Raw genomic sequence first — 13,127 nt, forward strand, 5'->3', positions numbered from 1 at the left:
ACGGGCTTGGTGGTTGAACTAGAAGTGCACGGGTGATTCGAGCCGCTTGGGCTTGTGGCTCGCAGGTGCCGCCGCGTCCACTCAAACCCTGTGGGTGTGCAGCAGGAGTCTGCGCGTGATCTAAGATAGAAAGATGGCTGCACCAAATTTATCAATCTGCGTTGTTGCCAAACGGACGGGTTGCTCTGTCCCGACCATCCGCTACTACGAGGATATTGGCCTCTTGCCAAACGCAGATCGGACGGATGGATGTCGACGAAATTTCTCGGAGGCGACCATCGCACGTCTGACTTTCATCCGTCGATGTCGAGACTTCGGCTTCTCCATTGATCAGGTGCGAGAACTTGTCTGTCTTGTCGATGAGCCAACTCGACCTTGCGTTGAAGTCCGAGACCTCGCTGCCAAGCATTTGGCTGAGGTGCAGCGTAGGCTGTTGGAACTCCAGGCACTAGAGAGCAGCCTGGGAGCCTTTGTGCGCGCATGCGACAGGGATTGCGCGGGGGGCCCTACGCTCGATTGTTCCATTCTGGAGGATCTGTCTCGTCCGGCCGCGGCCGCGCCGAGCCGAAGCTCAGGCTGCTGTGGTACTTGAAGCAAGGTTCTTGCAGGCCTGATGTTCAGATTCTTGCGTGAAAGTCCCTGATCGCCGTCCCCATCAACGTGCCGATGACCACAGGCACGCATGGCACGGCCAGGGGATGCAAGGTGAAGGGCAGCACAAACGCCAGGACGGTTGCGCAACTGGTGAGGATGGCCAAGCAGGCATACAAGGCGAACATCTCCGGGCTGTGGTGCAGGAACTCTTTGGCTTTGACCACTCGTACAAGGCAGCCATCCACCAAGGCAGCAACCGGGAAGGCCAACAGCCAGGGGAGCCACTCCAGCAGCATGGCCAGGCGGAAGCTGGCGAGCAGCAGCAGTGCGTCAATCGAGCGGAAGTAGGGGTTGTTGAACAGCCGTTGGTTGACCGAAGCCATTTCTTGCCCGACAGCCGCGTTGACGCCACCCACGGGGGCCGCGTCTTTGGATGAGGGGACAGGTGATGCCTGACGTGCAGACTGCTGCATGCTCATCGCACGCGACAGCATGCGGGTGCCCGCGTCTTTGCCCCAGAACACCGCCGCATTGGTGTATTCCGTTCGCAGTTGCTCTATGAACCGTTCTGGCGGATGGGCGGACGGCACATAGAGCACCAGAACCAGCAACACCAGCAGTGACACCACGGCCATCGCCCTGATCATGCCGCCCTCCTGATGGGTTGATCGTCCCCATGCGCATCCGGATCCAGGATGGGGAAGCGACCTTTGATGATGCGCCCGCCAGACACCGAGGCAAAGTACTGAAGGTTGGGCAGTTTGCCCAGGACATCGGCGGGCACCATCTCCTCGAAGCTCTCGGAGAGCTGGCTTGAATAGCTGGTCGAGAAGTCACCCAGATGGGTGTCTGCACCATGCCCGAGCCCAACTCTCATCGAATGAATGGCGGTCTTGCCAAAGGTCTCCACGATGAAATCCTGCGTGGGGCGGTCTTTTGAGCGCAGCGCAATCAGGTTGTTCAGGTTGCCCAGTGCCATGCGCGCAGCCGCTTCGCTGCCCAGGCGTTTGGCCAGGTCCGCCAGTGTTTGCATCGCGCAGGTGGTGTAGATGCCGCCCTCGGCACCTTTGTTGAGGATCTCGATCAAGGGCTGGTTGATGACGTTGGCCACCTCATCTACAAACAGCGCAATGCGCCGATAGCCGCCGAGGTTGTAGCGCATGCCCGCCCGTGCGGCCAGGTCGGCCAATGCCAGCGCACCGATGGCCGAAGCCACCGAAGGGTCGGGCAGCGAATCCAGACACATGTACAGCACATGCCCGCCGCGCTCGATTTTCTCGAAGTTCATGATCGGGCGCGTGTCGTCGGCGTCGAACGGATCAGGCGACAGCGTACGACCCAGGTCACCCGAGGTCAGCATCGACAGCACGGGCAACAGGTTGGCGGTGATTTTTTGATAGTGCTCGCGGTTGTGCCTGAAGGTTCGCACCTGGGCATCGATCACCTTGCTGCGTTGTGACTGGGCAATGTGGTGTTCGTAGTACGCGACAAAGGCCATCAACTCGGCGCTGGCCGCTTCTGATGGGCGCTTCATGTGGCCTCGATGAGCCTCCTGCATCAGCTTCTTCATCTCGGGCAACTCGCGCCAGGCGGGCCCCAAAGTTTCTTCATAGAAGCGGCGCAGAGAGCCTTCTAGCACGGGTTCGATGCCACCTTCGATGTAGCGGGTCAGCTTGGCCAGGTTAGGTCGTTCTTCCAGTTCGACCAGGCCTTGCACGACCACGTTGACCGCATCCCAGCCGAAGGCGGAGAACGCGCCAGCCGTGTCCGGCGGCATGATCGATTGGATGCGGGATGCAATCTCGGTGGGCTTTTGCCAGTTGAAGGTGAAGTCCAGCCGCACACCGGCTTCCGGGAAGGCCGGATGGAACTCCATGAAGGTGTCGGGCTCACGCCAGTCCTGGCAGGCGCGTTCCACCACGCGCTTGAGGCGACGGCTGTTCTTGGGGTCGATGACGATCACCACGTCGCCGCGCCTGACGGCCTGGGTGATGAGGTTGGCCAGGGCCACCCCTTTGCCAGATTGCGTGGTGCCGACCAGCAGCGTGCCGCCTTCGAAGTTCTGCAAGGGGCGATGCAGTGGCACCTCATGAGGCTCGACGCCGTGTATGTAGGGCAAGCCGATCTCCGCATCAGGTTGGGGGGCGCTGTCATAGCCCAGCAGACTCAAGAGGCGCGGAGACACCGTGAAGTCGCGATAGTCGATCTTGGCCAGTTCATACAGGCGCTGGGAGTGCACGGGCCGCCACTCGAAGCCGAAGCCAAGGAAAACGGCCGTTGGATCCTGACACCACCGCGCCTGGGTTTGCGTGCTGATCACCTGGATGGCGTGACCAGCCAGCGACGCCCTCAGCACGAGAATGCGCAGCGCCTGCGAGAACCTGAGGGCACTCATGCCGAGGCAAGTGATGGACAGGGGGAAAGCGAGAATGCGGGGCAGTTGTCCGATGGCGCCGACCGCCGTGAAGAACATCAACGCGATGCCCCAGGCAAGGCCTGCATAGGCCTCGTAGGCGTGGCGCCATGGCATCTCGTAGCGGCGGATGGGCATGTCACCCTCCCTGAGCCTCGGGCGAGGCAAAGGCTTCCATGTCCACGCCGCTGATGAAGTGCGGGGCTATGGTTAAACCCACGGTCGATGTGCCGTTGAAATCCCTTGAGGTTGTTGGCGGACCTTTGCCCGCGGCGCGAACTAGCATGTGCACGTCAGACAGGGCGCGCAGAGCCATCGAGGGTTGAATGCCGCGCCGCTCGAATTCCTGCAGAGGCACAAACACCCCCGACGCGACAGTGCAACCCTGGGCGGGACCAGTACCTGTGTTCAAGGTGTTGATCACCTCGGTCAACGCGTCGCGCACCACGGGGTTGAGGCGCAGCGGCGCTTGAAGACCTATCGTCGCTTGCTGAGTTGGGTGGGCATCGCTTGTCGATACCAAGGCAGTCGGCGGGGCGGTCGACAAAAGTGCCGCTTCGGCTTGAGCCTCTCGGACATTCGAAGCTGCTTGTGGAGTTTGCTCGGCGTTACCAGGGATGAGCGAGAGTTGTGTGCCTGGCGGGCCATCAGGGCGAGATCTTGGTGCAACCGGTTCGCCCGCTTGGGCCGACGGACTGTTGTTGCTTGGCGCACTCGTGAGGTTTTCCGCCAGAGGCGGCGGCAACGGGTCATGTCCTGCAAACAGGATCGCCTGCGACGACAGCTTGACTGCGTCGATTTTGGCCTTGCCGCCTGGTGGTTGGATGAGCCAGATTGGGGCTCCTGTGGGCGTGGGTTCGAAGACGCCGGCTAGCAGGAGCACTTCCATGATGGTCTCCGGCGCTTTGGGAATGCCTGGCAACTGGGCGGCGTCCAGTTGCTTTTGGAGGTCTTCGGCAGCGCTAGGCCAGGCCAGGAACAGGCCATCGGGGCCGAGCCAGACGCGAGACTTCTCGCGATTGGCTTGCCACCCCGAGTTGGAGACCGCGAGATGCCTTAGCGCGTCAACCAGGTAGCGTTCCAGGTGCGAACCGTATTGAGGCGTACCGTAGCGGTCGGCATTGGCCAGCAGGTTGCGGTCAATCACCAGCGCCAAGGAGCGCCGGACCAACTCGTCCAGCAAGTTGTGATCGCGATGCTGCGAGATGCCGCTGACGCTGCCCATGAGGTGAGGCACGATGACTGTGTTGTCTTCAGCCAGGTAATGCATGACCGTTGGGGGTACGACATGGGCCAGCGTGAACACGCCCAGGCTGCGTGTCTCGATGGCGTGTGGGCGCCAGCGCAAGAAGTAGCGGTCCGCTTGTCGCTCCATCAGCCAATCACTCAGGGACAGAAGGTAGGCTGGCCACACATCGCCTGGGGCGTTGGTCACGATGATGTGACTGAGCACCCGGTGGGCCTCGCAGCAAAGCCCCGCGACGAAGGTTGCCAGGCGCCAGCGCGGCTCCAAGTGGCGGCGTGCCGATATGTTGGAGCGACCTGAGAATATGTGCGCGTCTGTGCCCTGCAGGCTGAAGAAGCTGACTTCCATGCCCAGGCGCAACAGGCCGCCAGGGGTGCAGAAGTAGTTGTCTGATGTGGCTGGCAGCAGGTGTACTAGGTTGGCGTATCGTCTGATAAGTGACAGGATGGTTTGTTCGAACTCGGTACGGTCAGACCCATGGCAGAGCTTGATGCGGGCGATCAGGTCATCGTTTTGCGACAGCAGAGCATCAATGGGCAGGGCCTCGAAGCCGGGATCTGACGATGCAAAAGTGCTGTGTGGCTGAGACGGGGCAAGCATGGTGGTCCATTTCAAATGACCCAACCATTTGGTCACCATGCATAGCCGTGTGCACCTCAAAATGCCGTCTGTTCATCTGGGCTTTCGCCATCGAGACTTGACGAATGAGGGGCAATTTCGGATCAGAGCGATGGGCGTCGATCCGTCTGATACCTTGGCCTTGACTCTGCATGCAACGACGAGGATGCAGGCCCGTTGGTCATGAAGCCACGGAACTTGCAATGTAGGATGTTGGAATCCAAACTCGGCGTAGCCAAACACTGCAATCATGACCACGTACCAAGAACTCCTGGCCCAGAAGGCTGCCCTGGACAAGCAGGCTTCGGAGCTGGACAGGCAATTGCAGGATGCCCGCAAGGCAGAGCGAGCTGGGGTGATTGACCACATCAAGCAACTGTTGGCTGCCAATGGTTTGACTGTGGCCGACTTGGGGTTGAAGGCCGGTGTGGCGACCCGCTCCAGTGCTGCAGCAGGCAGCAAGGTCGCCCCAAAATATCGCAACGTTGACACGGGCGAGACCTGGAGCGGACGGGGACTTCAGCCTAAGTGGATCAAGGCCGCGTTGGCCGCTGGCAAGACGCTGGATCAACTGAAAGTAGGTTGATTACAAGGCCATCGGTTCAGGGGGTAGTCGCAGGTGCGGTCGCCATCCCGTTCTTGGGAAACGAGGCCTGGAGCCGAGGGTCACAACTGTAGCGCTGTACCAGTTTGCAGAACGGACAGTTGTCGCCCAAGTGGACCACGGTGCCGATGGCCATCAGCACATCGCTGCCGCAGGTCGGGCAAGCGAGGACCTCGAACACCGGGGTGCTGGTCAACCAGATGCCATCGGTGTGCGATGCCAGATCAAACGCTCGGTCAAAGCTGATGCGGTGCGGGCATTGGCAGACGGCTTGGTATCCGCGGTAGGCGCTGACCAGCGTCTCTGCGGCGCCGAAGCCAGTGTTGCGCAGGCGGCGGTACATCGACATGAAGATCGAGGATTCTGCCCTCGCGATGAGGTTGGCGCCGTGATACCACTCCAGGGAATTAGGCGGGCGACCGCGTGGGATCGCTTGTGGGTCGTTGAAGAACAGCCTCTGTACGTCCCGAGGGTTGAGCCCTGTGAGGTGATGGATGGTGCGCACCCGGGCACCCAGTTGAGCGCAGTCTTGCGCCAGGCGTATGGCGCACAACTGGCGGTCAGCACGCGTTGACATCATGGTCCCCTCCGGTCACGACGTGCTTGCGGGCACCATGGGCGCGAGTTGCCGTGGCCTTGGCGCATGAACAGCAGCCAGCGATGCCTGAAGCGGCGCGGGGGCCTTGAGCAAGGCAAGCAAATCCTGGCGTGGAGGGAAGAGGGTGCTTTGGCCGATCTGATCGACGAATGCCCACAACTGTTCCTGGCTCATTGCACCAAGGAAATCTGCTTGGGCGGCATCCAACCCGAACTTACAGCATGTCGATACCCGATCTTGCGCAATGCCCAGCCTGATGGCCTGCAACAGGTACAAATTGGTCAACTGCACATCGGTGAACTGGATGCTGCTCATGGTCTTCTCCTGTTGGTGTGCCCAGATGCGAGTCGAGATGGGCCAGGTATTGCGGCGAGGTATGACTGCTTTGGTGTTGTGTGTGTGGAGTGACGGGTCGGCTCAGCATATTCATGACCACGCCATGGAATCAATGCCCGAGTGCGGGGGGATGGCGTGTTTGCCATCGACAACAGCCCGCATTGCCTGCCGCATTTGTCACCCTCAATGAGCGTCATGCCTGGAACTTGAGCGTGGAATTAAAAAACCACCAGAGCCAAGGCCCTGGTGGTGAATCACTGTGATCCGAGATCAGATGGCTTGTGCCAACTCCTTCCATTCCTTGACTGACAGTTCGATCAATTTCCCGCCCAGGGCTTCAAACTCGGTGGCACGGTCGTAGTCCTCAACTTCCTGGGAGAAGTGCGTGACGGCATTCACCAGGCCATACCCCGATAGATCACCTTCGGCGATCAGGTGGCGCAGCACCCCGGCGCGCTCGACATCGTTCAAGGTATAGCGCTGAGCCAGCACTTCCACCGTCTTGACGGGGTTGCCGACCAGGTGGATCTGCAAGGTCTTTTGCATCTTCTGCGCAGCCTGCATGAACGTTGCCTCAGACACGGCCGCTTGCACCACGTCGCGAACCTTCAGGAAGAAGGCTTTGTCGTCGGCCTGCAAGGTGTCGTCCTTGAAGACCATGATGCTTTCATCGGACCCGAGCGCTCGCCCGACGTGGGTTTTGCGCAAGGAGCGGTCTGAAGCAATCAGGCCATTGCGGCACACCAGTCGGTACAGCAAGGGCTGAACCGACAGCGTGCCTTGTCCCACCTCCGAGTTGGAGATGACCACGCCAGCCTGTACGACGTCGCCAGGCGCCATCTCGACTTTTAACTGTGGCGTGATGCACTTGATGTACATCCGCGTGTCGGTGAGTTCCACCGATTCGAAGCGCACATCAGGCAACTGCTGCAGGATGGGCAGCACGCTCTCGGCCAGATCGTAGTTGTCCAGGCGACGGTAGCGGTCTGACAGCACGGCTCGGACGTTGCCATCGAGCGTGCGGATCATGCGACGGTCATCGTCGCTTTGCAGCCAGGTGTTCACGTTGCGGTCCAGCAAGACCGGCTGTTCGGAGCGCATGCGCTCAAAGTAGGCGTAGGGAATTTTCAACTTGTCAGCCAACTGGCGGCGCGCCAGAGGCATGACGCCATAGGGCGTCGAGGCCCCGCCTTCGCCAATGACGAGACGGGTCTCGCCTGTGTCGTCGGTATCGTGCCGCAGCAGCGACGAGGGGACCACCAGGTCCTTCTTGGATTGCAGTTGGCGCTCAAGTTCATGGGCCAGGCTCACCAGGGAACGTCCGCTTCTCATATCAAGCTCCTGTTCGGGAAAGAAATGGCGGAGACGGCATGGCCCACATGCGGGGATGCACATCCCCGCCAGGGTTGATGACGGATGGGCTCTGACCCATCCACGCAGGGCGCGCACTGACCACTGGCCAGGGATCGCGCCCGATTCACAAATCACTCATGCAAAACGCCAGGGCTGTCTTTGCCTTGCCATGTGGCTTGGCCTGGTTTGACAGCTACCAGTGGGGATACATGACTTACGTGGTTCGGGAGGCGTGCTCCGCCTTGGCCAGCCACACATCGGCCCAGTCGGTGCCCGGGGTCTTGGGCAAGAGCACCCGCACTTGCCGGGGGCCGCTCTGGTGCTCCTGCTTCTTCAGCCGCCGAGCCAGGGCAAAGGCAAACATCTGGCCGTCAAAGTCCGCTTGGGCATCGTTATCGGCATAGATGCAGATGCTCTGCACCGAGTCGGGCAGCCACAGCTTTTCCAGGTTCCCGGCGTTGAGTCCTGCCCACACGGGTTTGCCGGTGGCCAGGTGCACCGCCATGGCGGTCTCGATGCCCTCGGCAATGGCCAGTTCGTGCTCGGGTTCGAACAAGCGCACGGAAGCACCATTGATACCCGAGGAGAGAACCTTTTTGGCCTCGCTCACATTGGCCTTGCGGCCATCCTTCAGATACGTGCGGTGCAGCGTGACTGCGTGACCATCGGCACCCTGGATGCAAGCCAGCATGGCGGCGTATTCGGCCACTTTGCGCGACTTGCCCGAGGTCGGATCCTTCTCGTAATAGCCCAGCGCTGGATGCAGGCGCAGCACCTTGGGGTAGTGGGCCAAGGCGAGCCGCCGACCGGACAGGTAGCGGTCCACCTCATCACCGGGTGTCACGGGCGTGGCTTCCTCCCAGAGTCGCTTGGCCAGAGCCTTCATGCGCTCGGCAGACGGCTCCGGTGACGCCACATGCGGGGCAGGGCGCGAGGTGCCCACCACGCGCTCGACTTCCTTGAGCGCGGTGTTGAAATCCAGGCCTGTGACGGCCTGCAGCAGCTTGAAGCCACCTCCCGCGCCACAGGCGCGACAGTGGTAGTTGCCTTCACCGAATTTGTCGGTGTACTGAAACCGGTCGGTGCCGCCACAAAGCGGGCAAGGCAGGTTCCGTTTCTTGAGGATCTGTTCGCCAACGCCCAGGCTGCCCAGGATTTCGGTCCAGCGACCGTGGGCCCGGCGTTTGACGTCTTCAATGCGAGCTTCGTACTCGGGGTTGTTCATGATTAACTCCGTGTTGATGACATGTCCTCCAGGGGATAGAGCAGCGGTCAGCCGCGATGGCGAACCGATGGGGTGAACAACTGGCCCGCCTGCAGTGCTTCGATCACGCTGTGCTCGACGAACTCCCAGGGCAGTTGGTGCTGCGTGTGCAAGACCTGGCCTTTGTCGTCCAGGCGTTCGACCTTGAAACCTGCCTGGCTCCACAGCACGCGGTAGGTCAGCCAGTCGGCACCGGCGATGACAAAGATGCGGCCAGCCTGGCCCGTCAGGACTTCACTTTCCTTGACCAGGAACTCGATGTCCTGGGGCTCATCGACCATCAGCATCGGAATGCGGTGGCCGTGGGCATGGGCTTGTTTGTGCATATGGCACTCCATGTGTGAGTTGAGGGCCAGGGCTGATCGGACAGATCTGGCCTCGGCCCTGTTTTGAGGCGGTTGGGATCAGGTGAACAGATCGCCCTGCTCGGACATCTGCTTGAGCTGTTCATTGATCCATTGGGGATTCCTGGCCAGGCGCGCTTCAACCCAATGGGGGTTGCTGGCGATGGCATCTCGAACCCACTGGGGATAGCGCTCAAGCGATTCAGACAGCCAGGCTTTGAGCTTGTTGCGGATGTGGTCGCGGATGTCTTGCGCATCCACAAGGCCACAGTACGCGATGGGCGACAGCGGGCTGCAGCCCACAACACGCAGGCAGTTCACGAATGAGAAGGGCTGTTGGTCCTTTTCTCGCTCGGTGAACACCCAGCGCAGGGTGTCGAACTTGTCTTCCAACGGCGTGGTCGGGTCAGACAACTGGTTGATCTCCTGCAGCAAGCGCCAGTGCAAGAAGACGATGTCCTCCTCGCTCCAGTCGATGCGTTCGGTCGGATCGTCCAGCGACTGTGGGTCTGGCGGTTGATCCGGAAAAACGGACTGCGTCGCCCCCATGAAGCCATTCAAGGCAGCTGGGGGGTGAACCAGGGATGTGCTCGTGTGCAGCATCGTGGCCTCCATGTGAAATTGGGAGGCACGGCGCACCACGGGTGGGGCAATGCCCCACAGGGTGATGAACAGTCGGCAAGGTGTTATGACGCACTGCCGATGGCGATGAAAAGACTCCAGGGCTGGCTTGATCGGGTGGTGAGCCCGTTCGGATCGGTGTGCCAGCTACCGATCGAAGAAGGCTTTCTGGGTGAGGGCGCGCATGCCGCGTCAGTGCGGTCGTGCACTCACCACGAAAGTCGCTTCGATGGCATCGGAACGGTGGTGACCGTCAAGGGTTTGATGTGAACTCCAGGGCTTGCCTTGTTTGAATGCAGGGCCAGCTGCCGCATGTCAGCAAGGTAGTGCCTTGCCATGAGGATGGTCAAGATGGTTCCATGCCAAAACGGGGGCTGATGCCGAAAGGGCCTTTAATTGCCGATGATTCCCGGTGGTGATGCATGAACGCGGTTCGCAAGATGGTGGCGAGCACGCCAGTCACGGGAGCGCGACATGTCTGATATTCACCAGATCGTCAAGATGGACCAGGGCGGGGTCAACGACCGGATCCTGGCCAAAGAAAGCAAAGCAGATTTCAGGCGCATCGAAGCGGCCAGTGTGAAGATGCCCACGCGCTTCACCAGCGCAGAGGGCAAGCGCTTCTTTGTTCGCTTGTTCAACACGCTGCAGCTCAACATGCACTTCATCTCGGTGATCGCACGCACGCGGCTGGATCACGATGACATCGTCAAGGTGGAGGCCAGCGTTCGGGCGAAGCTTGACGCGGTCAACGAGAGCCTGAACAGCGCCATCGATGGCGCAGAGGCCTTGTTCAAGGCCCATGGCATCACCAGTGTGGCGACGTATGACACCGTGGCCCTGGCGGTGGACGTCAGTGTGCTGTCGTCGTTTGGGCGTCGCTTCCTGGAGGTCCTGGGTAAGCTGGACCAGTTGATGCCACTGCTCCAGACGCTGGAGATCCATGAAGTGATCACTGCGCAGGCGGTGGACATCCAGCGCGCCAGCCTCAAGCGTCAGGTACGCGACGTGGCCAACGGGGCTCGCAATCTGGCCACTGGCCTGAGGCGCCGCATGAATGCCATGGGTGAACGGGGTGAGGGCGGTCCCGAGTCTGTGCCAGCCCCAGCAGCAAATGTTCAAGCATCTGGTGTGCTTGCTCAGGAGCTGGAAGCGACCGGCGATGATGCAAGTGTTTCGTCAGCCACGGACACCATGGAGCCTGTGGTTGCTGCTGTTGTCGTCAAGTAGCTACTCAACGCGACCTGGTTGATGCTGGCAAGCGCCACGCGCAAGGGGCCAACTTCACGGACGATTTCGAGGAGCACAAGCCGTTCTTGCCTTGAGGCGTCCCATGTCGTCCGCTAAGGTGACATCGGGACGCATGTTGCGCCACCGTCGCAGTCGATACCTGCCTGCCTGTGCCTGTCCACGTTGCGCTGAGCCAGCCCGTTGACGAGGCACGATGTACTTGGAGTTGCTCACAACCACACCGTGCGACCGGGACGCCGCCGATGTGATGCCGGAGTCGTGCGTCCCTATCGGCATGCGCAAACCCTGACCTAGCGCCGCCGCTACAGAGCAGGTCATGTCTTCCATCGGCATTCGCCGTGAAGAGGCCAGATCATGCCTAAACCCAACCGGGGTGCCGTTGTCGTGCCCGCGGCGCCTGTCCATGCTGTTGCGGCGCCATCATTGCCGCAAGTTGGCTTTCTCCGACAGGCACAGGTTCTGCAATTTGTTCCCATCTCCAAGTCCACACTGTGGCGGCGCGTGCAGACGCGCACCTTTCCTGAGCCCGTCAAGCTGTCGGTGCGCGTGACCGTCTGGAGGGTGGAGGACATCAGGCAATGGATCGCTGAACAAAGTAGCCGTGCCTGACGCCCTTTGCTGAAGCCGATGTTCACGCTTGCAGAGCCCGCCCTCTTGCAATGCACCTTGCTTGGCATGCCTTGCCCCGATATCGAGCGCGCTGGGGCCTTGGCACACGCCAATGCATGGGAAGTGTGCTGCTACCCATGCGGGGTGGTGCCACGGAACTTGCTTGCTTCTGGGTGTTGTCACGTGGCTTTTGTCCACGCCAAAGCAGATCTGCCTGATGCCAAAACCCCCCGCCTTCACCGGCGATTTCGACTGGTGAAAAGTGCGACCAGGGTTGAGCATGAAGGCACTTTGGCAGCGTGAGGACAAGTAAACAAAGCAGGGAGAGGGTCATGTCATGCGTACCAGAACTGGAACCAGACGGGAGCACCGTTGCCCAATCGATCCGGATGCTCAAGGAGGTCATCGATGGCGACACCTATGAGACCGTGGCCGCGCGGTTTGGCGTGTCACGCACGGCGGTTGAGCGGCGCATCAAAGCCATTGCGGTGCAGTTGAGCCAAGTGGCCGACATCGATGGCTTGAATGAAGATGGCGCAGCATTCGTCAGACGCTTGCGCCTGCACCGCGATGCCATCCTGACGGCCCTGGTGGACTTCGATCCGAGACGGCCCGTCGAGCATCGTTCCAGCCGCATCGTCTCCATGGACGAAATCATCCAGGCAGGCAAGCGCATCAAGGGGCGCAGCAGTCGGCCATGGCATGACCTGTCGCTGTTCTATCTCCTGTTTGCCACGGGCGCACGTCCCCTGGAAATCGCCCGCCTCGAAGTGAGGGACTACCTGAGCTCCGATGGCAGCGTTCGGCGCCACTCTCAAATGCGTGCCGAGGTGGCCATCACTGGAAAGGCCCGCCCATTGCACTTCGCCAGCACGAGGCTGGACGAATCGCTTTCAAACTACTTGGAAGAGCGCCTGAGGCTCGGGCTGGGCTTGGGACGGGATGGTGCTTACAGAGGGCTTGATCCAGATAGCCGCTTGTTCCTGTCTACAGCAGGAGAGGGGTTCAAGATCACACCCTATGGTGCGCCTGGTCAGCGACGGTTCTTGTGTCGACCGATCCTGGAGACCTATCGCAAGCTGTTTCGCTATGCCGAGATGAAAGGCGTGACGGCGCTGTCTGTGCGGCGCACCGTCGTGGCACGCCTCTATGAGCGTGGCGCTGATGAGGACGATGTCGGCCTGATCCTGGGCATCAGCGAACGCAGTGCGGTGCGCGAACTGCTGGCTCGCCACAAGCCGACCATCGAGCAACTGCTCGATGAACTGGTGTGAAC

At 60.7% G+C, this 13,127-nt stretch carries 14 protein-coding genes; 5 read left to right on the forward strand and 9 right to left on the reverse strand.

The genetic code is table 11. The annotated features are described in order from the left end of the window. Positions 1-133 precede the first annotated feature (133 nt). Positions 134-592, forward strand: a complete 459-nt coding sequence (locus tag DEH84_RS19745) for a MerR family transcriptional regulator (protein WP_109036419.1) — start codon at positions 134-136, stop codon at positions 590-592. A gap of 25 nt (positions 593-617) precedes the next feature. On the opposite strand, the gene DEH84_RS08300 is transcribed toward DEH84_RS19745, so the two are convergent. Genes DEH84_RS08300 through mobH form a run of 3 tightly spaced genes read right to left on the reverse strand, consistent with a single transcriptional unit; the run spans position 618 to position 4,892 of the window. Continuing rightward, complete coding sequence (locus DEH84_RS08300) at positions 618-1,241, reverse strand: IncC plasmid conjugative DNA transfer DtrJ family protein (protein ID WP_058087365.1); 624 nt, start codon at positions 1,239-1,241, stop codon at positions 618-620. Continuing rightward, positions 1,238-3,145: a conjugative transfer system coupling protein TraD gene (gene traD / locus DEH84_RS08305; protein ID WP_058087364.1), complete on the reverse strand. Its 1,908-nt coding sequence runs from the start codon at positions 3,143-3,145 to the stop codon at positions 1,238-1,240. Before traD ends, DEH84_RS08300 begins: the two co-directional genes overlap by 4 nt. Before the next feature lies 1 nt (position 3,146). Continuing rightward, positions 3,147-4,892, reverse strand: a complete 1,746-nt coding sequence (mobH, locus tag DEH84_RS08310; RefSeq protein WP_109036421.1) for a MobH family relaxase — start codon at positions 4,890-4,892, stop codon at positions 3,147-3,149. Between the two features lie 229 nt (positions 4,893-5,121). Between mobH and DEH84_RS08315 the strand changes: the two genes are divergently transcribed. Then, entirely contained in the window at positions 5,122-5,457 is a 336-nt protein-coding gene (locus tag DEH84_RS08315) for an H-NS histone family protein (RefSeq protein ID WP_109036423.1), read from the forward strand. 16 nt (positions 5,458-5,473) lie between these two features. Here the strand turns inward: DEH84_RS08315 and DEH84_RS08320 are convergent, their stop codons facing one another. From DEH84_RS08320 to DEH84_RS08345, 6 genes are all read right to left on the reverse strand, one after another. Beyond that, positions 5,474-6,055, reverse strand: a complete 582-nt coding sequence (locus DEH84_RS08320; protein WP_109036425.1) for a FlhC family transcriptional regulator — start codon at positions 6,053-6,055, stop codon at positions 5,474-5,476. A gap of 12 nt (positions 6,056-6,067) precedes the next feature. Further along, a complete protein-coding gene (locus DEH84_RS08325) occupies positions 6,068-6,388 on the reverse strand; it encodes a hypothetical protein (protein WP_109036427.1) in 321 nt (106 codons plus the stop codon). Positions 6,389-6,679: 291 nt separating this feature from the next. Beyond that, positions 6,680-7,720 (reverse strand): DUF932 domain-containing protein, encoded by a 1,041-nt coding sequence (locus tag DEH84_RS08330; RefSeq protein WP_245932722.1) that lies wholly within the window; start codon positions 7,718-7,720, stop codon positions 6,680-6,682. Between the two features lie 256 nt (positions 7,721-7,976). Beyond that, positions 7,977-8,987, reverse strand: a complete 1,011-nt coding sequence (locus DEH84_RS08335) for a DUF7146 domain-containing protein (protein ID WP_109036431.1) — start codon at positions 8,985-8,987, stop codon at positions 7,977-7,979. A 47-nt stretch (positions 8,988-9,034) separates the two neighbouring features. Next, the gene (locus tag DEH84_RS08340) at positions 9,035-9,352 is read right to left on the reverse strand and encodes a hypothetical protein (RefSeq protein WP_208110799.1); all 318 of its coding nucleotides are present in this window, start codon (positions 9,350-9,352) and stop codon (positions 9,035-9,037) included. A 78-nt stretch (positions 9,353-9,430) separates the two neighbouring features. Then, positions 9,431-9,973, reverse strand: coding sequence for a hypothetical protein (locus tag DEH84_RS08345; protein ID WP_109038287.1), 543 nt, complete (start codon positions 9,971-9,973; stop codon positions 9,431-9,433). Positions 9,974-10,465: 492 nt separating this feature from the next. Between DEH84_RS08345 and DEH84_RS08355 the strand changes: the two genes are divergently transcribed. The 3 genes from DEH84_RS08355 to DEH84_RS08365 all read left to right on the forward strand — a co-directional run bounded on the left by DEH84_RS08355 (position 10,466) and on the right by DEH84_RS08365 (position 13,125). Next, positions 10,466-11,221 (forward strand): DUF1845 domain-containing protein, encoded by a 756-nt coding sequence (locus DEH84_RS08355; protein ID WP_230179385.1) that lies wholly within the window; start codon positions 10,466-10,468, stop codon positions 11,219-11,221. A gap of 375 nt (positions 11,222-11,596) precedes the next feature. Next, positions 11,597-11,851, forward strand: a complete 255-nt coding sequence (locus tag DEH84_RS08360) for a helix-turn-helix transcriptional regulator (RefSeq protein ID WP_109036436.1) — start codon at positions 11,597-11,599, stop codon at positions 11,849-11,851. Between the two features lie 389 nt (positions 11,852-12,240). After that, on the forward strand, positions 12,241-13,125 hold the full coding sequence (locus DEH84_RS08365; RefSeq protein WP_245932723.1) for a site-specific integrase: 885 nt from the start codon (positions 12,241-12,243) through the stop codon (positions 13,123-13,125). Positions 13,126-13,127 lie beyond the last annotated feature (2 nt).

The organism is Aquabacterium olei (assembly GCF_003100395.1).
Lineage (GTDB): Bacteria > Pseudomonadota > Gammaproteobacteria > Burkholderiales > Burkholderiaceae_C > Aquabacterium > Aquabacterium olei.